The organism is Acinetobacter sp. CIP 53.82 (assembly GCF_000369465.1).
In the GTDB taxonomy this organism is placed as follows: Bacteria; Pseudomonadota; Gammaproteobacteria; order Pseudomonadales; family Moraxellaceae; genus Acinetobacter; species Acinetobacter indicus.
The window spans coordinates 653,601-676,663 of record NZ_KB850045.1 but is presented as its reverse complement, the minus strand read 5'-3'; the positions used below and the strand labels follow the sequence as shown (position 1 = coordinate 676,663).

Genomic DNA, 23,063 nt, shown 5'->3' with positions numbered 1-23,063 from the left:
AAAAGTCTGTCGCTTCGCTTTTAATGCCACTGCTAACAGGTGCTTATACGCGTTTCTGCTCTTCATGAGCCTCAATATTTCCATCAAATCAGCTCAAACCGGACTGAAACATCGGTGGATATCATTTCAGCTTTTATTATTGTCATCATTTAGTCATTGACCAAATTTAAGGTGCTCAACAAACAGCCATTGCGCTCTTTGGGGATAATATAAATGAGCACTCATTGCAGTAATAAAACAGCAGCATTTACCTTTAAGGTCAGCACTTTAGTGTTATGTATGTTGGCCACTGGCCATAGTCTGGCAGCCGAAACCGCAACCGAATACGTCCGTGTAATTGGACAGGCCGCAAGTATCAATGAAGCATTAAAAGAACAGCGCAAATCCGATTCGATTTCCAGCGTGGTGCATGCCGATGCCATTGCAAAACTACCTGATGATAACGCAGCGGAAGCCTTACAACGGATTCCTGGAGTGTCAACTGAACGTGACCAGGGTGAAGGCCGTTTTGTTACAGTGCGAGGTTTGGGCACCGATCTGAATGCGGTTACGATTAATGGCACGCTGGTTCCTGCACCAGAAGCATCGCGCCGTGGTGTAGCGCTGGATGTCTTACCTGCAGAACTAGTGCAGTCTTTAACCGTGGTTAAAACCTTAACTCCAGATATGGATGCAAACTCACTGGGCGGGACCATTCAGGTTGAAAGTCTGTCGGCGTTTGATCATGACGGCCTGTTTTATACGGCTGCAGTTGAAGGCGGTTATGATGAAAAACGTGAAGAATATAGCCCGAAAGTATCAGGTGCGGTGAGCCAGAAATTCAGTCTCGGTTCCGGCACCGATAATTTTGGTGTCGCTGCAGCCCTGAGCTGGCAAGAGCGTACCTTTGGTTCAGATAACGTTGAAACCGGAGGGAAATGGGAGGATGGCCTGCTCGAAGAAACAGAAATGCGTCAATATGATATTGAACGTGAACGTCTGGGCGCGGGCCTGAATTTCGATTTTCGACCAAATAAGAACAGTGAATACTATTTACGTACCTTATATAGCCGCTTCCAGGACAATGAAACCCGTCAGGCTGCAGGTGTTGAATTTTCCGATCCGCTCGCCATAAATACACCAGGCAGTGCAGAAGTAGTTCGTGAACTGAAAGAACGTGAAGAAACCCAGGAAATTAAATCCTTTGTGCTAGGCGGTAAAAACCGTTTTGATCAGTGGACGCTGGAAGCTCAGCTCGGCTATAGCGAAGCCTCGGAAAAGAATCCGGGCGGTATTGCCGGTGCCGGATTTGTCGGTGAATTTGATGATCTGCAATATTCAAGCACGCGTATTCCTGTCGTGAAAGGCGCGGCCAGCTTCTATGACCCAAGCCAATATGAACTCGATGAAGTAGAATGGGAAAAAAGCACAGCCAAAGATAAAGAGAAAAATGCCAAATTCGATCTGAGCCGCGATTATCTGCTCAACGATTATGCATCTATCTTCAAATTTGGGGCAAAAGTCAGCCAGCGCACCAAAACCAATGATACTGAAATCTGGAAAGTTGAAGATTTAGACACATCCCCTGCCCATTTTGGTTCAAACGGTCATTATGAACTGGCACAGTTCGGCCCGACCTTGTCTAGTGGCCCGATCCATAACCAACTGGCCCAGCTCAACCTGAATGACTGGCGAGATGCTGAAGAATCGGTCATCAACGATTATAAAACTTCGGAAGATATTCATGCCGCTTACGTCATGAATACCATTGATTTTGATCGGTTACGGGTGATTGCGGGTTTACGCTATGAAGATACCGATTTTGAAACACAAGGCTATCGGATTCTGGACGGTGAAAGCACGGCTGTTTCGACCCAAAATGATTATGATCACTGGTTACCGAGCCTGCATCTTAAATATCAATTAAGTAGTGATGCTATTTTAAGAGCCGCATGGACCAATACTGTGGTACGTCCAAACTTTGAACAATCCCGACCGGGAATTTATATTGATGGTGATGAAGCCGAGTTTGGTAATCCAAATCTTAAAGCGCTGGAAGCCTCCAACTTTGATTTAGGCGTAGAGAAATACTTTGGTGATGCCAGCGTAATTTCCATGAATGCGTTCTATAAAGATATTGATCACTTTATTTATAACGCTAACGTTGCAGGCACTGGTGACTGGATCGATTTTGATGAAGCCATGACTTTCAAAAACGGTTCATCCGCCAAAATTTACGGTGTAGAACTCGGCTATAGCCAAAAATGGCATAACTTCATCTTTGGTCTCAACAGCACCTTCAGTCGTGCCAAAGCCGATATTGATGGTATGGTCGATGGTGAATTGATGACCCGAACCATTAATTTCCCAAGCCAATCTAAAGTGGTCGGTAATGCCATGATCGGCTGGGAAAACGACCGTGTGGGTCTGCGTCTTGCCGCCAACTATAAATCCCGTTATCTGAATGAAATTTCTGGCATTGATGAGCCAGAAAAAGATTTATATACCGATGATCAGGTGTTTGTTGATTTGAGCGGTCATGTGAATTTTAACAAAAATATCCAGCTGTTCTTTAATGCACAAAACCTGACCGATGAAGTGTATTACAACTATAACGGCAATCGTCATTATAACGCGCAATACGAAGAATACGGCCCGAGCTATAAAGTTGGTCTGAAATTCACACATTTCTAAGCCTTTAGCTCACCCAAAGCCACTTTGGCTTTGGGTACTTTTTATTTAGAGAAAAATCATGACAATGCTTTTTAAATTAAGCACCTTCTGTGCAGCGCTTGTGGCTTTATCTGGCTGCACCTCCTCTGCTCATACCCAAAAGAATACCATCAGCAGCCCGCTTCATCTGGAACAGACTCTTTCAGCATTGGATCAGCCTGCGCTGCCGGTGGAGCAAATTTTCAAGTTACCCATCACCGTCGAAGATGCACATTGGATTGAGATTGATGGTTTAAATGCTCAAGTGCTCACCAGCAGCAAAACCCAAGGCCTAAGCCTGTGGAATTCAAATGCCCAACGTGTACAGCATATTCCCGGCTCGTTCAGTAAAATTGACTATCGCAGCATTGGCCAACAGCTGATTATCCAGACCACTGATTTACTTCAGCAGCGACCGGTCATTTTCCGTTTTGATTTAAACACCGGAACCTGGGCAAAGCCTGTCTATCTGGCGGCCCGTAGCTTTAAAACCGAAGATAACTGCCTGTATCTCACGCCTGATCAATCTTTATATAGCTTTCTGGTGGGAGAAGAAGGTATCGGGGAGCAATGGATGATTCAGTCTGGAGGCTCAAACCAGATTAGCCCTCGTTTTATTCGTAACATGAGCCTGCCACCCAACAGTGGTTTTTGTGTGGTAGATGACCATCATGACAAATTGTATATCAATGAAGAAGATGTGGGCATTTGGGCCTATGAGGCAGATCCTGAAGCAGATCTGATCCGCTATCCAGTAGATTTGAATCATCCGTATGGATCAATTCTAGGCAATGTTAGCGGACTAAGCTTGATCGACAATGCACTGGCAGCAATGGATGAATCCAAAGCTGTGCTGTACCGCTATCGCATTGAGGGTACTTCATGGCACAAATTACCTCCACTCTCTCTACAGAATGTAGATGAGCCTGAACGTATCAGCCTGAAAGGTACCCAAGACCAGAAACAGCTGTTACTGGTTGATGATCAGATCAAGCTATTGAACATTAACTGGACCACGCAAGCCCTGCCTCCTAAAAAAGCAGGCTTAGCCATCCCGGCAGATGTCGAAACCGATTTGGTTCCAAGCCGTGGTGATGCGGCTGATGATCCCGCAATCTGGGTCAATCAGGCTAACCCACGTCTGTCACGTGTACTGGGTACAGATAAACAAGGTGGCCTTGCGGTCTACGACCTGAACGGGAAACAGCTGCAATACTTAAAAGTCGGCCGTCTGAATAATGTTGATATTCGACCGAATTTCAAACTGGGGCAACAGACAGTCGATTTAGCCATCGCCACCAACCGCGATCAGAACAGCCTTCACCTGTTCAGCATCCATCAAAAAACTGGACAGGTCAAAGATTTAGGAGAACTGCCAACAGATCTCAATAACATCTATGGATTCTGTATGTACCAGAACCGGCAAGGTGAAACCTTTGCCATTCCAAACGATAAAAATGGCACTTTTGTGCAATATAAGATTCAAAGCAAGGCAAGCGGCCTGAGCGCAGAGGAAGTCCTTAGGTTTAAAGTATCTAGCCAGCCTGAAGGCTGTGTGGTGGATGATGAACATGACCGGATCTATATCGGTGAAGAAGCAAAAGCAGTGTGGACCACCAGGCTGGATGACCCTAAGCAGATTCAGCTACAACCGGTGATTACTGTTGGGGAACAGGTCAAGGCGGACATTGAAGGACTGGCCATTTATAAAGGTCAAGTACGTGATTATCTGGTCATTTCCAGCCAGGGAGATGACAGTTATGTTGTGGTCGATGCTGCCGCCCCTTATCAGCTGCGCGGGAAATTTAAAATCTCAGCCAATCTGAATCACGAGATTGATGCGGTCTCTGAAACGGACGGGCTTGAGGTGACCTCAGCCAATCTGGGAGGCATCTGGAAAAAAGGTATGCTGGTGGTTCAGGACGGACGTAAGCGTATGCCAGAAGGCAATCAGAACTACAAATATGTGGCCTGGGAAAAAATTGCACAAGCCTTGGGTCTGGAATAAACCCTTGTCTCAGGTACAGCCTACGGCGCTGTACCTGTGTTTCATCTAAGAATAATTTTATTGAGGTTTTTATGTCGAATCCATCTGCAGCACAGCTTTCAGTATGGGAATTGATTAGCCATGCCAGTCTGCTGGTTCAAGCAGTAATGCTGATTTTATTACTGGCATCCATTATTAGCTGGTATGTCATTATCAAACAGAGTATTCGTCTGCGTCAGGAAACAGCTGCGAATAAAGTCTTTTTAAGCCAGTTCCGCCAACAGCCTTTTCCACTTGCCACAACCGAACCATCCGAGCCGAAATCAGGGGGGCTTGGGCAGATCTATCAGGCCGGCCTGGATGAATTTCATACACTTCAACATACCAGCACTCGCCTCTCCTCGGCAGCGGTAACCGATCAAGTTGAACGACGTTTGCTCACCAGTGTCAGTGAACAGGAAGAAAAGCTGGAAAAGCACCTGAGTTTTCTGGCAACTGTGGGTTCAGTCAGCCCCTATATCGGTTTGTTTGGCACCGTCTGGGGCATCATGAATTCTTTTATTGGCCTGTCTCAGCTTGAACAAGCCACCCTTTCCGCTGTCGCACCGGGTATTGCGGAAGCATTAATTGCCACCGCCATTGGTTTATTTGCAGCCATTCCTGCGGTGGTTGCCTATAACCGCCTGAGCGCCCGTGCAGAAAAAATTTCTAATAGTTATTACAGTTTCGGCAATGAATTACAAACCCGAATGCTGCGTTTTTTACAGGCAGGAAATTAATACCACATGCAGAAACGTCAGAAAAAGCACGCACTCAACGCAGAAATGAACGTTGTTCCCTATATCGACGTGATGCTCGTGCTGCTGGTGATTTTTATGGTCACTGCTCCCATGCTCACCCAAGGCATAAAAGTGAACTTGCCGAATCTGGAGGCTGAAACTCTGGTCACCCCCAAGGAACAAAAAGTCATTACTATTTCGATTCAAGAAGATGGCCGCTATTACTGGAATGTGGGAGAAAGTGTCGATACTACACAAGTCACCGATCGGGCAACGAGTCTGACAGAAATGAAAGAAAAATTATCTCCACTGCTACAAATCCATCAGGATATTCAGGTGTTTATTCGTGCGGATCGTAGCGCCAATTATGAGCTTGTTGCACAAACCATTGGATTGCTACAACAAAGTGGCGTTGAGCAATTGGGCCTAGTCACCGAGGAGCAGGATCAGTGAAAAGCATATCACGGATTAATCCAGCAACTGCTGTCGCTTTCTCTGTGACGGCTGTATTGCATGCCACCCTGGTCTACAGCGTGTTAAACCAGAATTTTGACAGTCCCATCCAAGAAGTCACACCCAAGTCGGTACAGGTTAAATTTATACAGCTTCCAAAAGCTGACATATCACCTCAGCTCCAACCTGAACATGCGCCAACTCAAGAACCAGCTCAACCTCAAGTAATGCCCCCAGTCGCTGCACCAGTCCAGTCCGCGCCAACTCAACCCGTTCAGCCGGTTAAAGCGAAGCCAGTTTCAAACCAATCTGCCAAAGCAAGACCAGAGCCAAATCCTCAACCCAAAATCACCAGCTCACAAGCAATGACAGATCATACATCCACCACCATGCAAACTACTGCAGTAGTGACGCATGAGGCTCCTCCTGCACCGGCCCAGCCTGCTGCGACCACACAGCCGGCGCCATCTGTCAGCAAACCGATAGTGGCGGAAAATACACAACCTCCGCCTGTATTTGATGAAAAAAACTATAAACCGATTTCAAAAGTGAAACCGGATTACCCAATGCGAGCTCTGGAGAATGAATTGGAAGGCAACTGCACGGTCGAATATAGCGTGAATACTCAAGGCCAAGTGGTAAATCCTAAAGCATTAACAGACTGTGATCCGATATTTGTGCGTCCTTCACTCAATGCAGCCCGGCAGTTCAAATACCAGCCACGGATCGTCAATGGTCAGGCTGTTGAAGTTGCTAAAATTAAAAATACCTTTGAATACCGGATTGAATAAAGATGCTTAAATAGGCTCAGTTCTTTGTATAGTCTATCTTTATGAAAACATCTAGGTCACTGGATTATCTGTCATTCATAGGGGCTGATATGAGTAGCTCAAAAATGAAGTCATCTCGATGCGAACAGGAACTCAGGTGGTTGAACTGAAAAATGGCTGACAGCAATATGACACCAATCCTGTTCACCAGAGCAAAACTTTGATAAAGAAGCTTTGCATTATCCCGATCATTGAATTGATGTCATCTCTTATAGACTAAGATGCAAAATACCTCCTCTATCCCCCAATTCTTATTCAAAAGCCAATCACTTAACACCAAAACATCCAACCAGAATATTTAAAAGAATATATAACAATATATACAGGAGGAACTGGCCAGAAATAGCTAATACAGTAACCCCTTATTTTTCCTAAAAATAGCTACCTTCTATCTCACACTTAAGCGCACGACCTCCTAATTTCTCCATGATTTATTCATCTTTCATTCATATTTCCTATGGAATCAGGATTGCTTTGCAATAAATTAACAAATAAAATTTATGATAATTATTATCATTTTCATTAACAAAAATGTCCTACATCGTGCACCCATCCTTCAAGCTATCTTTGCTAAGTCTTGCAATTTTAGTGTGTCAACAAGGCTTTGCAGAAGATACGCAGCAGCTCGCCACTATTACCATGACCGCTGAACCCGCTAAGGCAGATCAAAGTTCTGAACATACTCAACGTTATATTATTCAAAACTCTGCAACAGCCTCCAAGCTCGATATTCCACTCAAAGAAACGCCGCAAACGGTCAATGTGGTCACGCGCCAGCAACTGGATGACTTTAGCCTGAACAATACCCGCGATGTCCTGCGCAACTCCCCCGGTATTATGGTGAGCAATCAGGAAACGGAACGAAGCTCTTACCTCTCACGCGGCTTTGAAATTTCCAATGTGCTGGTCGACGGCGTTGGGCTGCCGCTTGAAGGCTATAATTATAATAATGACAATCCGGACAGTTTTTTATTTGACCGGATTGAAGTCGTTAAAGGTGCCAATGCCTTGAATAATGGGATTGGCGATCCGGGCGCAACCATTAACTTGATTCGAAAACGCCCGACTCAGGACTTTCAGGCAGCACTCAATGCCAGTTACGGTTCATGGAATACCCAGCGCTATGAAGCCGATGTATCCTCCGCCCTGACGGAAGATGGCAGAATCCGAGGGCGACTGTTTGGTTATCAGCAGACGGGTGACAGTTATCTGGAGCGTTATAGCCTGGAGAAAAACGGTGTCGGGGCTGTGCTAGAAGCAGATCTGACCGATACCACCCTGTTGACCGCCGGGTATAGCGAAACCCAGCATCAACCGAATAGCGTGAACTGGGGTTCCAATCCGCTCATCAACACCGAAGGCGAACAGCTTCATTATCCACAAAACTATAATTACAGTCCGGACTGGGCCTATTGGGATAGCAATATTAAAAACTATTTTGCCGAGATTGAAAAAAAACTCGGGGGTGACTGGACGGCCAAACTCAGCTATGACAAAAAGCGGACAAAACGGGATGCAAAACTTTTATATCTGTCCGGCCGGCCAGGGGCTGATGGCACATCAGGCGTGTTTCTCTATCCGGGCATGTATCTGGATGACAATAAACAGCAGCAAGCCAGTCTGAGTTTCAGTGGTACTTATCCACTCTGGGGACAACGTCATGAAGCATCTGTCGGGTATATCTGGGCAGAAAACCAGCTGGATGAACTGGGTTACGGAGGTCGTTTTGCCCAGCCTCTCACCACAGATTTAGCCAGTTTTACCCCGGAAGAACCGAGCTGGGATCTATCGAAAACCAGTGGGGAAATGCATATCCGGCAGAAAAATCAGAGCCTGTATGCCGCCACCCGTCTGCATCTGAATGATGATCTCAAAGTACTGCTTGGTGCCAATTATGTACAAGCCAAAAGTACAGGCAGCAGTTATGGTACCGACACCATTTATGATGAAGATAAAGTCCTCCCCTATGCCGGCCTAACGTATAACTTCAGTCCTGAATATACCGGCTATTTAAGCTATACCTCCATTTTCCGTCCGCAAACCAGCAAAGCGGCAGATGGCAATCTCAATAAACCGATTGAAGGTGAAAGTTACGAAGCCGGCATTAAAAGTTCCTGGTTAGATGACAGACTGACTGCCACCATGGCCATCTTCAGGACAGAACAAAGTAATTATCCGCTACGCGACTCTGATGGCATTCCGACGTTACGCAAAACCCAAGTCAGCGATTTACGTTCTCAAGGGTATGAATTCAGCCTTGCCGGGCAGTTAAGCGATCATCTCAATCTCAGTTTTGGTTATACCCAGTTTAGCCTCAAAGATCTGATCAACGGCGGCGATGCCCGTACCTTTAATCCGAGCCAGTCTTTTAATCTGTTAACGACCTACCAGGTACCACAAATTCCAAAACTCAAACTGGGGCTTGGGCTGCAATGGCAGGATAAAACCTATCTGGAAGTACCTGAAACGACCACAAATGGCGTGACCCAGCAAGCGGGTGTGCTTGAACAGGATGCGTATGCACTGGTCAACCTGATGACCAGTTATGAGCTGAATGAGCATATCACCCTGCAGGCCAATGGAAATAATCTGACCAATGAAAAATACCTGTTCAATTTCCCGAACCAGCAAGGCTTCTATGGTGCGCCGGCAAATTATAGCGTTGCGGTGAAATTCAAATATTGATTACTCCCTTGGCCTTGAAGATTTTTCAGGGCCAATCCTTTTATTTAAAAAACAGGTAAAAACACATGAAAAAAATGATAGCGTTGACAATGGGCTTGTCGATGAGCTTGTCTGCCCAAGCGCATATGCTGTGGCTGGAACGTGGCCCAAATGCTCAAACCTATGCCTTCTTTGGTGAATACAGTGAACAGCTGAAAGAAACTCAGGAAGGTGCCTTAAAGTCATTCAATCAAGCTAAAGTGGTTCAGGCCAAAAAAATCTTCAGTCCTCAGCTTCAGCAGAATCATCTGGTCTATGCCACGCAAGATCAGGCTGATGTAAAACTCAGCCATGAACTGATCTATGGTGAATCTTTACTGAGCTACCATGCCAAAGCCGGCCGACAGCATCTGAAAGCCGAATCCGAGCTGGATATTATCCCCGCCCAGCGCAACAGCAATACCTTTACCGTGCTGTATCAAGGCAAGCCCGCGGCTGATCTGGAGGTTACCGTCTTTTCTCCACAGTACTGGCTGAAAAAATACACCACCAATAGCCAGGGACAAATTACGATTGCTACGCCATGGAAAGGTCAGTACGTGCTTGAAGTGGCAAAAGAATTAGATCAAGCAGGCACCTTTAATCAGCAAGCCTATAAAAAACAATATTTTGTCACCACGCTCAGCTTTGTGCATTAAGCCACTCATTTTTCTTGTCGAGATGCAACTAAAGGTCCTCTATGATTTCGATTTCTGTGATTCAGCCCCTCGCTATCCTGTACCGCCTGGGGATATGCTTTGGGCTGGGCTATCTAGGCAGTTACCTGATAGCACGCGATCTGGCTTATTTTTTACAAGCCTATCTTCCCAAAGCCGAATCGGTCTATCTGGCGGCCTTTACTGCACTGATTTTTTATATCTGCTTCGTGATTGGAATCTTCTGTATTCAAAGTTTAAAAAAGCTTTCTGTATATGGCTTAGTGCCCATCACCCTCTTGTTTATTCTCTCGCACTTCACAGGTTAAACCATGCATAAATCTGTCCGTCAATCTATGGCATGGCTGCATTCATGGCTGGGTTTAAGCTTTGGCTGGCTGCTTTTCGCGATCTTTTTAACCGGTGCAGTGACCTATTATCGTCATGAAATTACCATGTGGATGCAGCCACAATTTGCCTCAATGCAGGTAAATCAGGACACCGCGGTCAAAAAGGCCTATCAATATTTACAGCAACATGCAGCAGATGCGCAGCACTGGTACATTGGCGTCGCTCATCCCGCCGCGCCGGTCAATAAAATCTATTGGCAAACACCCGATGGCCACTATGAAATGAAAACTCTAGATGCCTCGACGGGCCGTGAATTAACCCTTTCAGCGACACAAGGCGGAGATTTTTTCTATAATTTTCATTTTCAACTGTATGGTATGCCCTACACCATCGGGCGTCTGATGGTGACCATTGCAGCATTTATCATGCTGATCACCCTGATTTCAGGAATTATTACCCACAAAAAAATCCTGACCGACTTTTTTACCTTAAGGGCCTTTAAAGGACAACGATCCTATCTGGATTTTCATAATGTCAGTTCGGTAATTGCACTTCCCTTTTTCCTGACTATTACCTTTACCGGATTGGCGATTTTCTTTTATATTATCCTGCCGTCTGGTATGAAAAAGTTATATCCGGAACATCCTTTTCAATATTTTGAAGATATCCAGACTGTAAATGGATCAGCTATTTCTACTGCGCCTGTCAAAAGCAACATGCTTCCTGTTCAGCATTTTACTACAACGGTACAGCAGCATTGGGGACAGACTGAATTTGAGAGCATTACCGTTAAACAGCCCAATACCCAACTGGCTCAAATCACCTTCACGGAACTGAAAGATCATTCTATTACCCGAAATCAGGCTCAACTCACATTCAATGCCGCCACAGGTAAACTGCTAAAAAACACACGTAATGACAGTGCAATTGCCACTTTAAATGCCGGCGTGTATGGCTTGCATATGGCACGTTTTGCTGACCCGGTGTTACGGTTGGCTCTGTTTTTTTCCGGCCTCTTAGGTTGCGCCATGATTGCCTCGGGTTTATTGCTCTGGAGCCTGAAACGTCAGATGCAGAAAAAGTCGGTACGTTTTCATCTCGGATACTATCTAGTTAACCGTTTAAATATCAGCATGATCCTTGGCCTTCCGCTGGCCATGCTCGGCTATCTGTATGCCAATCGTTTTGTCAGCATCCCTGCAGGTGCACCGAATTATGAAATTTATAGTTTTTTCATTATCTGGATTGGCAGTTTCATGCTGGCCTGTTTAACGCCACAGCAGTATTTATGGAAAACCCAACTCAAAATCCTGATGGGTGCGGCGTTCATGCTTCCGCTGATTGATATGTATTATCTGGCTTCGCAACACGATATTGATTCGTTTAAAAGCTACTGGTTGTTTTTACGTATTGATTTGATGCTCTGGCTATTGGCACTGCTTGCTTGCTTTTTACACCAGAATATTCACCCTATTCAGCAAAAGGCGGTCCGTAAAATCCAGACCAAACTCAAAACTGTGCAGCAAGGATCTTCATCATGATATGGATTGCAGTGCTTGGACTTCTCTGGCTGGCCTGTTTTGGTTTTTATACCGTCAGTGAAAAACAGATCATCAAAACCAGAACCTCCAGATATGCCCTACTCGCGACATTTCCAGTCTTGGTTCAAATCACGTCAGGCACTATTTTATGTATGGTGATGTGGCTCTTAAGTGCACAGTTTAGCAAGAGTATTAGCTTCGTTGCGCTCTGGGTGCTGCTAAGTCCGGTACTTTTAGTCTTTATTTTGAAAATGAATCATTTAGGGAAAAAGTTATAATTTTGGGTTTTCATTATAAATGGCTTGGTTACGTAAAGATTTTAAAATTAAAGTTCCCTAATTAATAAGCTTGAAGTGTTTATATATTTATTACTCTTTTTTGCTTTTATACATAAGATCTCTTTCATAAATCAAAAAATGATCTTACTCTTTGACGGATATTTGCTTTCTCAATTTTTGAGAAGTACGGCATAATCTACGGATGAAATACATCGATTCAAAGAACCTTTCTGAAACACAGTTTAAGCGATATACAGGCATTTCATGGTCAACCTTTGATTTAATGGTTGAACAACTAAAAATGCATATCCCTGTAAAAGGTAGACCATCTAAATTAAGTGTAGAAGATCAGGTTTTACTTTGTCTGAGCTATTGGCGTGAATACCGAACTTTATTCCATGTCGCAACAAGTTATGGCGTGTCAGAGCCTACTGCTTCAAGAATCGTTCGCCATGTAGAGGATTTCCTAATCAAGTCTAATCTATTTAATTTACCGAAGAATTTGCCTGAAGGCGAAGGTATTGACTGGAATGTGGTGATCGTAGATGCCACAGAAATTCCAATACAAAGACCTAAAAAAATAGAAGAAGAGCTATAGTGGTAAAAAGAAGGCACATACTTTTAAAGTTCAAGCCATCATTCATTATAGAACTCAGAAAATTCTGAGTTTATGTACAAGTCATGGTGCTGTACATGATTTCGAACTCTTCAAACGTAACTTGAATCAGATTCCTGTAGGCTCCTTTATTCTTGCAGATAAAGGCTATCAAGGGATTTACGCAGTGTATCCAAATAGTCTATTGCCATTAAAAGCAAAAAAATGTTGCAAACTGACTCCTGAGCTAAAGCTTTACAATCAAGAAATTAATAAAAGAAGAATTGGCATTGAGCATGTATTTGGTAGTTTAAAAACCTTCAAAATCCTTGCCGAGCGATATCGCAACCGAGGTAAAAGACTTGGTTTGAGATTCAATTTAATTGCGGGAATCTATAATTTAGAGCTGAGTAAAAAATGACTTATGAAAGAACTCTATAGACTATTTAATATCTGAAGTTTTTCAGATGATTTATCTTAAAGATAACAAAATTAAAAAAAATATTGTTCATAAGAAAAAATAATACCCCGAAGGAGAGCCAGATTTACGGGCATTTTTTTCATGTCCGAGATGTTCGGTAAGTTCGGCATTAAGAGCCGTTTCAACAGTGAGTTTGGTCAACAATCGGGTGAATTGGTTGAGATCGTCTTCTGTTTTGATTCCTTTAGCAAATTCAGGCAATTACACAATTTAATTTACAGGCTCGAGTGAGGGGGAGGCTTTTTGGAGAGTGCAATCTAAATTTTCAGATAAAGTCATAAAAAATGAGCGTATTGGCATACACTCATTTTTACTACATTTTGCTAATGTTTGCTTAACTGACTGACATTATCGACACGGACACATTATATCCTTCATATAATTAGACTCAGATTTGTTCTGCGCCGAGTGTAGTTGTATTGACCCAACCTAGAATTTTCGCCTGATCGTCCGAGGTTAATGTATTGCACCGACTTAAGCGATGCCCATCTTAGATCGATTCAAATTCATATAGCTCCCAACGTCGACGTAGTAGCCTTATCTTTTATCAAATACATTCTTGTAAAACAGCAACTTCTACAACACTTTTACTTTCAGAAAGCAAAAGAATCATTTAGGTACGTTGCCTTTCACGCGAATGTTTTGCATGCTTAGTCAAAAAAATGAGTTGTTCTTGCTGTTCTAGGCTGAGTAGGATAGAAACAATGCGAGGCATGTGTGAACATTGGCTAACTAAAAAACTTTTCCACCTGGTTAGTTGTTTTTGTCAACTTAACATTTCACAAAAAATTCACTATTAAATACATACTCTTTAATCAGAAGTAAAACGCTGAAATTTATAATTGTAAAAAATTTAGCCGATGCTTTTAAGATAGATTAAGTAAATCGTATCAAATATAAATTTATATAGGTGTATTCTTCAATGGCTATAGAATTTGTTTCAAAATCAAAACTACCTACTGCATTTGGTGATTTTGAAATTATAGCATTTCAAGACCAAAGTACTGGTGAAGAACATATCGCTCTTGCCAAAGGCATGGGTACTATTTCTAATCAACCTGTACTCGTTAGAATTCATTCAGAGTGCTTGACAGGTGACGCTTTTGGATCACTCAAATGTGATTGTGGCCCCCAATTACATTCAACCATGAAAATGATTAATGATGCAGGTCAAGGTGTGATCTTATACTTACGCCAAGAAGGTCGCGGCATAGGACTAACCAATAAAATTCGAGCTTACGCCCTTCAAGATCAAGGACATGATACTCTTGACGCCAATTTATTATTAAATTTACCAGCAGATGCTCGTAAATATGATATGTGTACCATTATGTTAGATTATTTAAAAATAAAGAATGTAAAACTCATTACAAATAACCCCCTTAAAATTAAATCTTTAACTGATTTAGGAATTAATGTTGTTGAACGTATTCCTTTAAAAGTTGGTTTAAATATCTTTAACAAAGCTTATCTTGAAACAAAGCAAAAACGCATGTCACATCTATATGATAATAGTGATTTTTAAAAAGCGATCACTTTTAGAAAAAAATCCACGTATAAAGTTCCATCTCCCTCACGGGAGAAGTCTAATATAAAATATTGTTTTATATTCAATTATGGTTTTAAAGAAGATTTATGAAAGGTGCCTGACTATTCTTTATTTTGTCTCAGTATCTGTGCAAAAACCGTCACTTTTTCTAAAGTCGCATTCATTCCCTTATTAAAAAAAGTATCGACAAGCGCTGAGCCAATGATAATAAGATCTACTTTATTGGCTAGTGCTTTAACATGGCTTTCATTTTTGATCCCAAAACCAATTGCAACAGGAATATTAAAAATCGGCTTAATTTCAGTCATCTTTTTCTCAAGATTAGATAAATTGAAGTCTCCTCCTGTTAATCCATTTTCTGCAACATGATATAAAAACCCTGTCGCGCGCGCTGAAATTTGCTCTAACCTTTCAATTGGGGTCGTCGGCGCGGTCATTGCAATTAAATGCATATTTTTTTCATTTAATTGCACCTCAAATTTTTCTCGATATCCATATGGAGCATCTAAAATCAATATTCCATCTATAAGATTTTCTGTTTCGGCGATAAGTGTCTCAAAAGCATATTGCATAATCGGATTTAAATAAGTCATGAAAATTATTGGTGTCTGGTCATCATGCAGCCTGATTACTTTTACCAACTCAATGGTCTGTTTTACCGTTTGACCTGCATCTAAAGCCCGAAGATGCGCTGCCTGAATGATCTCTCCATCTGCTACTGGATCAGAAAATGGAATACCCACTTCAATAATGTCAGCCCCTGCTTGACCCAATTGGCTTAACAAACGACAACTTTCTGCGAAATTAGGATCTCCAGCAGTAAAATAACAGACCAGACCGCTTCGATTTTCCAGTTTCAATTGCTCTAATTTTTGATCTAGACGGTTCATGCTGTAGCTCCTGCAAGATATTTTTTGACCGTGTTTAAGTCTTTGTCACCTCTGCCACTTAAATTGACAATAATGATCTGTTCTGGCTGCATTTCTTGAGCAAGTTGAATCGCATACGCAATTGCATGAGAACTCTCAAGCGCAGGAATAATGCCCTCCTGTTGGCTTAAAAGCTGAAATGCATTTACCGCTTCTTGATCGGTGATCGCCGTATATGTCACACGTCCTGTTTCAAACAGAAGACCATGCTCAGGACCAACACCAGGATAATCCAAGCCGGCCGATATAGAGTGTCCTTCTAAAATCTGCCCATCTGAATCTTGTAATAAATAGGTTAAATTGCCATGCAGCACACCAACTTGACCTTTGCAAATAGAGGCGGCATGTTCACCACTATTTGTTCCTTTTCCACCTGCCTCAACGCCAAACATTTTGACATTCAGGTCTTCTAGAAAAGGATGCATCAACCCTAATGCATTTGATCCCCCACCAACGCAAGCAACTAGAGCATCAGGCAGTTTATTTTCTTTCAGGAGTATTTGATTTTTGGCTTCTAAACCAATAATTTTCTGAAATTCTCTCACCATGGTGGGATATGGGTGAGGGCCTGCACCCGTACCCAATAGGTAATAGGTTGTATCCACATGACGAATCCAGTCACGTAATGCTTCGTTCATGGCATCTTTTAAAGTCCCACGACCTTTTTGAACACTTCTGACTTCAGCACCGAGTAATTTCATACGTTCAACATTCATTTGTTGGCGCTGAATATCTGTTTCTCCCATAAAAATAGTACATTTCATCTTAAACAGCGCGCAAACCGTTGCTGTTGCAACACCATGTTGTCCAGCACCCGTTTCTGCAATGATTCTGGTTTTCCCCATAAATTTGGCTAATAAGATTTGCCCTACACAATTATTGATCTTATGCGCACCCGTATGGTTCAAATCTTCTCGCTTGAGATATATTCGAGCGCCGCCTGCATAAGCTGTTAGGTTTTTTGCATAAAAAAGAGGACTAGGACGACCAACAAAGTCCGTTAAAATCTGCTGATATTCAGCCCAAAATTCAGGTTTGTGCCGAACAGTATTAAAGGCTTGCTCTAATTCTTGAAGTGCTGGCATTAAGCTCTCTGGCATGTAACATCCGCCAAATTTACCAAAAAATCCCAAATCATCAGGACCATTACCTGTATAAGGGGTTGTCATCTCATATCTCTTTTACTATCAAAACTTGTTTGATCTTAAAATATTTTCATTTTTATGATAATTGATATATTTTGAACTTATGATGTTAGAAAATTTTACAACATGAAACGCAGAACATTACCTCCTCTTAATGCTTTAAAAGCTTTCGAAGCTGTCGCCAGAAATAAAAGTTTCAGCTTAGCTGCCGAAGAATTATGTGTAACCCATAGCGCGATTAGCCATCAAATAAAGCAGTTAGAAGAATGGTTGGATAAAAAATTGTTTATACGACATTCCTCGACCATCTCTCTGACGGCGGATGCCGAAGAATTATCGCTCGTTTGTATGGAGCTTTTTAATCGTTTAGAACAATGCATCTTTGAGTTAACAAATAAAACTTCAGAAGTAGAAGTTGTCATAGGCGCTTCTCATAGTTTTATGGCAAATTGGCTGATTCCTCGATTAGAAAAGCTCGAAGTCATTTATCCCAATATCCATATCAAATTAATGACATGTAATGACTTAAAATTGTTAGAAAAAGAAAAAGTTGACATATTTATCAATAGCGTCAGTGAGCATCATCTACTTCCCAACTTTTTGAATAAATATCTGTTATTTCCCGATAACATGGGTCCTATTCGTAATCGTGAAATAAATCTTCTTCATTCCGTAAATGATCTTTTAAACTATCCATTACTTCATACCCACTCAAATAAAAGTGCATGGCATACATGGTTTGATCAGTTTCAAATAAGCTTTTCACCAAAATCCAATGACCGTTATTTTGATAGTCTGAATTTAATGATAGAAGCTGCCGTGTCTGGGTTAGGAATTGCCATAGCACCTCAAATTCTAGTAGAAAAAGAAATGTTAAATGGAAAGATCATTGCCCCTTTTGGTTTTATCTATTGTGACTATAATTTTTATGCAATGGTCAGAAAAAATAACGAAAATCGCGATGTTATGAATATCATTGATTGGTTAATGGCCGAAGAAAAAAGTTAAACATTTAATCTTTGATTTGAAAAATTCTATTCAATTGCTCATCTATAACGTCTATTTCACATTCTGTTCACGCTGTGCTGCCTAAGGTATAAACATACACTTCATACGGACACTGATGATGAGACTTGTAAAAACACTAATTGCTACAGCCTTATCCTTGCCGCTTCTGTTGTTAGCCGGATGTAAAAGTATTCCCAGTTATTCAGCCGATTACGCCCAATCCAGAAATGGTATTCAGGGGATAGCGCTGGATCAGGCTAAAGCTCAGGATATCGGCCTCCGCTTTACCTCAGCCTTTAATACCTTGGGCACACCTGAATTCGTTGAAAATGCTGGAGCACTGTATGCCGACCAGCTGTTTATTAACGATACGCTATCGCAATTTTCATCCCGTCAAAATCTACTCGAGCACTTTCAAGGCATGAACAAACGGGTCAGCAAGGTCAGCGTCAAGCTGTTAAACGCTTCTTATCATCAGGACTCTGCCTATGTGCACTGGCATATGGCCTATGATTTTAAATTGTTCGGCACGACCCGCAGTATGGACTCTTACGGTATCAGTGAAATCAAGATCAACGAAAACAACAAGATTATTTTCCAGCAGGATTTCTGGGACCCTGCGAATGGCCTGTACCGTTCCCTGCCTTATGTTGGAGGGGTCTACTCATGGCTACTGCCTTTCAAAAAATAGCGATTAGTACAGCGTTAGTGATGGGATGTAGCTTCTGTCCATGGGCACAGGCACAAAGCCTGAATCAATGCGGCAATGGTCCGCTGATGGTGGGTCAAAAACAGGTCGGTATGGCCAGTTATTTTGCCCAAAACTGTAGCCAGTCCTGGGAAAAACAAAATATACAGATGGACTTTTCCTATACACAGAATATTCCGGAATGGGCATTTAAGCGTGCGGCCACACATTTACTGAAACGTAATGTTAAAGACGCAAAAATACATGCTCTATTCAACCCAATCACCGATTTGTATCGTCCGGTCAGATCAGGCGACCTCTACCGTTTAAAATACAACCATGCTACACAGACCCTGAGCTTATCTTTGAACCAGCAAAGTTTAGGGCAGCTTAAACATCCTCTGGCACAACAATATTTTAATATATGGCTGGGTCCCCAGCCATTTAGTGCTAAATTAAAACAGCAATTATTAAATTAGTATCTGCCGCTATGTCGAAACATTTTATCCTGATGGTTGAAGACCATTATGAACTGGCCTCTACCCTATGCGAGTTTCTGGAAGAACATGGCTTTGTGGTCGATCATGCCCGCAATCTGAGTGCTGCTAGACAATTACTGAAACAGCAACGCTACCATATCTTACTACTAGACATTAATTTGCCTGATGGTTCTGGTTATGAATTGTGCGAGTGGTTACGCAATGAAGAAGGGTTGGACTTACCTGTCTTGATGCTTACCGCTCGGGATACCTTGGATGATAAACTCAAAGGCTTCAATTCCGGCACGGATGATTATCTGGTCAAGCCCTTTGACTTTAACGAGCTGGTGGTTCGGGTCAAGGCCCTGATCAAACGTTCTCTGGGTGAAGTATCTAGCAGTCGTCTGCAAATTCATGACCTAATTTTGGACCCAGCAACACAACAGCTAACTCGAGCTGGGCAGAACATTGAATTGCCTCCGATTCAGTTTAAACTTTTGAAGCTATTGATGCGTCATTCTCCTAAAGTACTGACCAAACAGGAAATTATGATGCAGCTTTGGGGTGACGAAGAGCCAGAAAGTGATGCTCTGCGCAGTCATATCTATAATTTACGCAAAATGGTCGATAAACCCTTTGAACAAAAGCTGATTCACACCATATCTGGGATTGGTTTAAAGATTGCTTTCGAAGATGAAGCCTAATTTAGGTACACAACAACAATCAGTCCAGTGGTCATTGCTAGATCAACATTCTGATGAGTGTCAAGATAATATTGCCTGTCAAACAGCTCCACACGCCAACCTAGCTGTTTGCATAGCTTTTGCACCAATTGCAATCCAATACCATGCCCTTTGATTTCCAGTTGTAGCTGCTGACCAGACAGTTCCTGAACTTTAGAATTGTTAGGTAAAGGCATGCCGACCCCATTGTCAGCAATCAGCACTTTATTTTTTTCCAGAATCACATCAATTTCTGTGCCCTGTGAATAGTTCAGCGCATTGCGCAGAATATTGCCAAACACCATTTTGGTCATGGATGGATAAAGTTTACGCGGCTGTTCATCGAGGTCTTTTTGCAGGTCTATCTGCATGCCTTTGTTATGACTGACACTTTCCAGATCCTGCACCAGATTGTCCAGACATTCTGAAAGCATGGTCGGTTCAGCAGTTAAAGTGTTGGTGGTATTGCGGGCAATGGCCAGCAAGGTATCGACCAGCAGCTGCATGTCTTCAATGGTGTTATGCAGGCGGGTAAAGGACTTGTTGTCGCCATAGCGTGCCTGACACAGCTGCACATTCCCTTTTAAAATGGTCAGTGGCGTGCGTAGCTCATGGCTGACATCTCCGGTAAATTCACGCTCACGCTGAATAAATTCGCTTAATACCTGATGATATTTTTCCAGCGCCTGCTTGAGGTATTCAGCTTCCAGATTAGAGTCGGTGCGGATGTCCTGAAAAGGCGAAGCCTGATTTTTCTGATGTTCCCAGTCGATATGTTCCAGCGCATTGGCCAACCGGGTAATCGGGGAAAAATAACGTCGGGCCCGACGGTTCCACCACCACAATACGCTATATAGCACAAACAGGCTGACCATCAGCGGTGCCAGACCAAACAGCCAGACCAGCTTGTTGACGTTGCTTTCGCCAAACACCAGCAGCACATGCTGTCCGTCTTTTTCACCATACACGGTCATGCGCTCCTTGCCATCGACAAAATGCCGGTTCACCCCTTGCTCAAGCTGCATGTGGCGAAATTGGACTGGCGGCACATCGCTCCAGCGGTAACCATACAGGTTTTTGGTGTCGGGCAGTTCAGCAGCCGGATTACGTTCCAGCCGCTGCCAGTAGTGTGACATTTCCTGTTCTAGCGCAGTTCTGAGCAGGGAACCCTTGATTACCCAAGCACTACAGCCAATCCCGATCACCACAGACAGGGCAATGAATCCGATTTGCAGCCAGTAATAGCGGTTAAACACCTCACCCAGAGGATGATCGTGTTTGTCCCTGAACAGCTTTAACATTGGTGCATTCCCCGCTGGCCCATCCGATTCGCAATTCAATTATACGGTTTTCTTTTTAAACAGAAAGTGACCGATCACCCACTCGCGTCCATGCTCATAACCGAACAGCTCGGCACAGGCCATAAAGAAAATCCGCCAGCGTTGCCACCAGATGGCGGCATCTGCACCATAGGTCTGTTCAAACAGGGGCTGCAGCTCGACCTGTTTCCGGTCCATGTTCTCCAGCCAGGCATTTGCGGTGCGTTCATACTGCGTGCCGGCCCATTGCCAGTGCTGCTCTAATTGCAAATGCTGCTGGAAATGCAGAAAGGTCGAAGCTGCCGGCATCAGTCCGCCACTAAAGAAATATCTCGACATCCAGTCGAATTCATTTTTCACTTCAAACGGATAATGCAGGAAACGGTGACAGAAAATATGGCACCAGAGCAGACCATCCGCTTTCAGCCAGCTGCTGATATTTTCAAACAGTTTCTGGTAATTACGTACGTGTTCAAACATTTCCACCGAAACCACGCGGTCAAAGGACGCGGGTTCCAGTTGCAGCACATTGACGTCGCAGGTGATCACCGTCAGGTTCTGCAGTTTTTTCAGACGCGCCTGTTCCTGAATATACTGGCGCTGGGTCGAGGAATTCGACACCACCGTGATACGGGCCTTGGGATAATGCTCGGCCATATACAGACTCAAAGATCCCCAGCCACAGCCAATTTCCAGAATATCCTGTCCATCTTTTAACTGTGCACGCTGGCAATAGCTGGCAAGTGCCGCTTCTTCCGCCTGATCCAGCGTGGTATGAGTGTGTTCAAACAGGCTAGCGCTGTATTTCAGACGCTTGCCAAGCACCGCCTGGAAAAATGCGGTCGGCAGTTCATAATGCTGCTCATTGGCTTTGTCTGTCTCAATGGCAATCTCGCTATTTTTCAGCATATGCAGCACATCCATATAGCGCCGAGCTGCCAGTGCCGGGTCAAAGCGTCCTTCTTGTGCCAGACGTTTTTTGCTTAGGCTGCGAATGCCCGCGCGAATCACCGAATCGGGCAGCTTGCCGCTTTCGACCAGTTTTAAAGATTGTTGAATCATAAAGTCCATGTATTTACCTACTGTTTGGGTGGCCACGGAATAAACATTGAAGTTCGTCGTTGATAGTCTTTATAGTTGTCGCCGCGATGTGCCAGCGCCTGTTGTTCACTAAAGGGAATCCCGGTGATGTAGTACAGAAACAGCCACATCAGCAGTGGATAAATCCATAATTCATAGCATCCTGCTGCCAGACCGAGCACTGGATAAGCAAACCAATGCAGCCATTCAAAAAAATAATTCGGATGGCGCGAATATTTCCACAAACCCTGATCCATGGTTTTACCTTGATTCTGTGGATCTAGCTTAAAACGGTAAAGTTGCTGATCGGCAGTGCTTTCGCCTATCAAAGCGGATAGCATGATCGTGCCCGCCACAATCACAGTGACCAAAGTCCAGTCATTCCATTGCTCGGTCGAGATACTTAACAGCTTCAGCATTGGGTAAGAAAACAGTAGAGCCAATCCTGCCTGAAATATAAAAAACACCAGAAAACCAAGATGCTGATACTCCCCCATCGCTCGGCGCATGTTGGCATAACGCGTGTCTTCTTGGGTTTCACTGGCATAGCGCCGTAACAGATGCCAAGTCAGCCGTGAAAACCAGATCCCACTCGCCAGTCCCAGAAATAAGCGAACCAACATCGGTGCACTGTCAATCGCCCAAGCGGCAATAATCACATTGAGGGCAATACTGAAACTCCAAGCGACATCGACCAACCCTGCTCTGCGGTTATAGGTCACCAACACCCAGCTACAGAGCATGATAAAGACATTAAGCATCAGTAAATTCAGCAGCATTTCGGCCCTCCTGTTTTATC

At 43.4% G+C, this 23,063-nt stretch carries 22 protein-coding genes and 1 pseudogene; 17 read left to right on the top strand and 6 right to left on the bottom strand.

All coding sequences use genetic code 11. From position 1 onward, the window contains the following. Positions 1-213: 213 nt before the first annotated feature. The 12 genes from F905_RS03745 to F905_RS15575 all read left to right on the top strand — a co-directional run bounded on the left by F905_RS03745 (position 214) and on the right by F905_RS15575 (position 13,285). A complete protein-coding gene (locus tag F905_RS03745) occupies positions 214-2,673 on the top strand; it encodes a TonB-dependent receptor (protein ID WP_005177333.1) in 2,460 nt (819 codons plus the stop codon). Between the two features lie 58 nt (positions 2,674-2,731). Then, entirely contained in the window at positions 2,732-4,699 is a 1,968-nt protein-coding gene (locus F905_RS03740; protein WP_005177331.1) for a phytase, read from the top strand. A gap of 71 nt (positions 4,700-4,770) precedes the next feature. Beyond that, positions 4,771-5,457, top strand: a complete 687-nt coding sequence (gene tolQ, locus F905_RS03735) for a protein TolQ (RefSeq protein ID WP_005177328.1) — start codon at positions 4,771-4,773, stop codon at positions 5,455-5,457. 6 nt (positions 5,458-5,463) lie between these two features. Further along, positions 5,464-5,910, top strand: a complete 447-nt coding sequence (gene tolR / locus F905_RS03730) for a protein TolR (RefSeq protein WP_005177325.1) — start codon at positions 5,464-5,466, stop codon at positions 5,908-5,910. Further along, entirely contained in the window at positions 5,907-6,701 is a 795-nt protein-coding gene (locus tag F905_RS03725) for an energy transducer TonB (RefSeq protein WP_005177323.1), read from the top strand. Before tolR ends, F905_RS03725 begins: the two co-directional genes overlap by 4 nt. 570 nt (positions 6,702-7,271) lie before the next feature. After that, positions 7,272-9,425, top strand: a complete 2,154-nt coding sequence (locus F905_RS03720; RefSeq protein ID WP_005177320.1) for a TonB-dependent siderophore receptor — start codon at positions 7,272-7,274, stop codon at positions 9,423-9,425. Positions 9,426-9,490: 65 nt separating this feature from the next. Further along, on the top strand, positions 9,491-10,102 hold the full coding sequence (locus F905_RS03715) for a DUF4198 domain-containing protein (RefSeq protein WP_005177313.1): 612 nt from the start codon (positions 9,491-9,493) through the stop codon (positions 10,100-10,102). Between the two features lie 41 nt (positions 10,103-10,143). Continuing rightward, a complete protein-coding gene (locus tag F905_RS03710; protein ID WP_005177311.1) occupies positions 10,144-10,428 on the top strand; it encodes a hypothetical protein in 285 nt (94 codons plus the stop codon). 3 nt (positions 10,429-10,431) lie between these two features. Beyond that, entirely contained in the window at positions 10,432-11,991 is a 1,560-nt protein-coding gene (locus F905_RS03705; protein WP_005177308.1) for a PepSY-associated TM helix domain-containing protein, read from the top strand. Beyond that, positions 11,988-12,269: a hypothetical protein gene (locus F905_RS03700; RefSeq protein WP_005177306.1), complete on the top strand. Its 282-nt coding sequence runs from the start codon at positions 11,988-11,990 to the stop codon at positions 12,267-12,269. The genes F905_RS03705 and F905_RS03700 overlap by 4 nt, the downstream gene beginning before the upstream one ends. Positions 12,270-12,471: 202 nt before the next feature. Continuing rightward, on the top strand, positions 12,472-12,867 hold the full coding sequence (locus F905_RS15580; RefSeq protein WP_005177302.1) for a transposase family protein: 396 nt from the start codon (positions 12,472-12,474) through the stop codon (positions 12,865-12,867). A 37-nt stretch (positions 12,868-12,904) separates the two neighbouring features. Then, on the top strand, positions 12,905-13,285 hold the full coding sequence (locus F905_RS15575; RefSeq protein WP_034597497.1) for an IS5/IS1182 family transposase: 381 nt from the start codon (positions 12,905-12,907) through the stop codon (positions 13,283-13,285). Between the two features lie 114 nt (positions 13,286-13,399). Here F905_RS15575 and F905_RS15110 read toward each other — a convergent pair. Further along, positions 13,400-13,546, bottom strand: a pseudogene (locus F905_RS15110) (IS256 family transposase); the annotation flags it as partial. Between the two features lie 721 nt (positions 13,547-14,267). Here F905_RS15110 and ribA point away from each other — a divergent pair. Then, positions 14,268-14,870 carry a GTP cyclohydrolase II gene (ribA, locus tag F905_RS03685; RefSeq protein ID WP_004976959.1) on the top strand — a complete coding sequence of 201 codons (603 nt, stop codon included), beginning with the start codon at positions 14,268-14,270 and terminating at the stop codon, positions 14,868-14,870. 125 nt (positions 14,871-14,995) lie between these two features. Here ribA and trpA read toward each other — a convergent pair whose 3' ends face one another. After that, positions 14,996-15,784 (bottom strand): tryptophan synthase subunit alpha, encoded by a 789-nt coding sequence (trpA, locus tag F905_RS03680; protein ID WP_005177301.1) that lies wholly within the window; start codon positions 15,782-15,784, stop codon positions 14,996-14,998. Beyond that, entirely contained in the window at positions 15,781-16,992 is a 1,212-nt protein-coding gene (gene trpB / locus F905_RS03675) for a tryptophan synthase subunit beta (RefSeq protein ID WP_005177299.1), read from the bottom strand. Before trpB ends, trpA begins: the two co-directional genes overlap by 4 nt. 102 nt (positions 16,993-17,094) lie before the next feature. Between trpB and F905_RS03670 the strand changes: the two genes are divergently transcribed. From F905_RS03670 to F905_RS03655, 4 genes are all read left to right on the top strand, one after another. Then, positions 17,095-17,976 (top strand): LysR family transcriptional regulator, encoded by an 882-nt coding sequence (locus F905_RS03670; protein ID WP_005177298.1) that lies wholly within the window; start codon positions 17,095-17,097, stop codon positions 17,974-17,976. A gap of 118 nt (positions 17,977-18,094) precedes the next feature. Then, positions 18,095-18,667: a nuclear transport factor 2 family protein gene (locus tag F905_RS03665; RefSeq protein ID WP_171065058.1), complete on the top strand. Its 573-nt coding sequence runs from the start codon at positions 18,095-18,097 to the stop codon at positions 18,665-18,667. Further along, complete coding sequence (locus tag F905_RS03660; protein WP_005177287.1) at positions 18,643-19,143, top strand: chalcone isomerase family protein; 501 nt, start codon at positions 18,643-18,645, stop codon at positions 19,141-19,143. The genes F905_RS03665 and F905_RS03660 overlap by 25 nt, the downstream gene beginning before the upstream one ends. 11 nt (positions 19,144-19,154) lie before the next feature. Next, complete coding sequence (locus F905_RS03655) at positions 19,155-19,847, top strand: response regulator transcription factor (protein WP_005177281.1); 693 nt, start codon at positions 19,155-19,157, stop codon at positions 19,845-19,847. Here F905_RS03655 and F905_RS03650 read toward each other — a convergent pair. The 3 genes from F905_RS03650 to F905_RS03640 are packed head-to-tail and all read right to left on the bottom strand — an operon-like array spanning position 19,844 to position 23,043. Then, entirely contained in the window at positions 19,844-21,166 is a 1,323-nt protein-coding gene (locus F905_RS03650) for a sensor histidine kinase (RefSeq protein ID WP_005177279.1), read from the bottom strand. The genes F905_RS03655 and F905_RS03650 overlap by 4 nt on opposite strands. Positions 21,167-21,205: 39 nt before the next feature. After that, positions 21,206-22,255: an SAM-dependent methyltransferase gene (locus F905_RS03645; protein WP_005177277.1), complete on the bottom strand. Its 1,050-nt coding sequence runs from the start codon at positions 22,253-22,255 to the stop codon at positions 21,206-21,208. Positions 22,256-22,263: 8 nt separating this feature from the next. Continuing rightward, positions 22,264-23,043 (bottom strand): DUF1295 domain-containing protein, encoded by a 780-nt coding sequence (locus F905_RS03640; RefSeq protein WP_005177275.1) that lies wholly within the window; start codon positions 23,041-23,043, stop codon positions 22,264-22,266. Positions 23,044-23,063 lie beyond the last annotated feature (20 nt).

Bases quoted from the DNA above. Each gene is read 5' to 3' on its own strand.
- F905_RS03710 (WP_005177311.1), top strand. From the start codon at position 10,144: ATGATTTCGATTTCTGTGATTCAGCCCCTCGCTATCCTGTACCGCCTG.
- tolR (WP_005177325.1), top strand. From the start codon at position 5,464: ATGCAGAAACGTCAGAAAAAGCACGCACTCAACGCAGAAATGAACGTT.
- F905_RS03670 (WP_005177298.1), top strand. From the start codon at position 17,095: ATGAAACGCAGAACATTACCTCCTCTTAATGCTTTAAAAGCTTTCGAA.
- F905_RS03715 (WP_005177313.1), top strand. From the start codon at position 9,491: ATGAAAAAAATGATAGCGTTGACAATGGGCTTGTCGATGAGCTTGTCT.
- F905_RS03700 (WP_005177306.1), top strand. From the start codon at position 11,988: ATGATATGGATTGCAGTGCTTGGACTTCTCTGGCTGGCCTGTTTTGGT.
- F905_RS03665 (WP_171065058.1), top strand. From the start codon at position 18,095: ATGAGACTTGTAAAAACACTAATTGCTACAGCCTTATCCTTGCCGCTT.
- F905_RS03720 (WP_005177320.1), top strand. From the start codon at position 7,272: ATGTCCTACATCGTGCACCCATCCTTCAAGCTATCTTTGCTAAGTCTT.
- trpB (WP_005177299.1), bottom strand. From the start codon at position 16,992: ATGACAACCCCTTATACAGGTAATGGTCCTGATGATTTGGGATTTTTT.
- F905_RS03640 (WP_005177275.1), bottom strand. From the start codon at position 23,043: ATGCTGCTGAATTTACTGATGCTTAATGTCTTTATCATGCTCTGTAGC.
- ribA (WP_004976959.1), top strand. From the start codon at position 14,268: ATGGCTATAGAATTTGTTTCAAAATCAAAACTACCTACTGCATTTGGT.
- F905_RS03655 (WP_005177281.1), top strand. From the start codon at position 19,155: ATGTCGAAACATTTTATCCTGATGGTTGAAGACCATTATGAACTGGCC.
- F905_RS15580 (WP_005177302.1), top strand. From the start codon at position 12,472: ATGAAATACATCGATTCAAAGAACCTTTCTGAAACACAGTTTAAGCGA.
- trpA (WP_005177301.1), bottom strand. From the start codon at position 15,784: ATGAACCGTCTAGATCAAAAATTAGAGCAATTGAAACTGGAAAATCGA.
- F905_RS03745 (WP_005177333.1), top strand. From the start codon at position 214: ATGAGCACTCATTGCAGTAATAAAACAGCAGCATTTACCTTTAAGGTC.
- F905_RS03660 (WP_005177287.1), top strand. From the start codon at position 18,643: ATGGCTACTGCCTTTCAAAAAATAGCGATTAGTACAGCGTTAGTGATG.
- tolQ (WP_005177328.1), top strand. From the start codon at position 4,771: ATGTCGAATCCATCTGCAGCACAGCTTTCAGTATGGGAATTGATTAGC.
- F905_RS03740 (WP_005177331.1), top strand. From the start codon at position 2,732: ATGACAATGCTTTTTAAATTAAGCACCTTCTGTGCAGCGCTTGTGGCT.
- F905_RS03645 (WP_005177277.1), bottom strand. From the start codon at position 22,255: ATGGACTTTATGATTCAACAATCTTTAAAACTGGTCGAAAGCGGCAAG.
- F905_RS03650 (WP_005177279.1), bottom strand. From the start codon at position 21,166: ATGTTAAAGCTGTTCAGGGACAAACACGATCATCCTCTGGGTGAGGTG.
- F905_RS03705 (WP_005177308.1), top strand. From the start codon at position 10,432: ATGCATAAATCTGTCCGTCAATCTATGGCATGGCTGCATTCATGGCTG.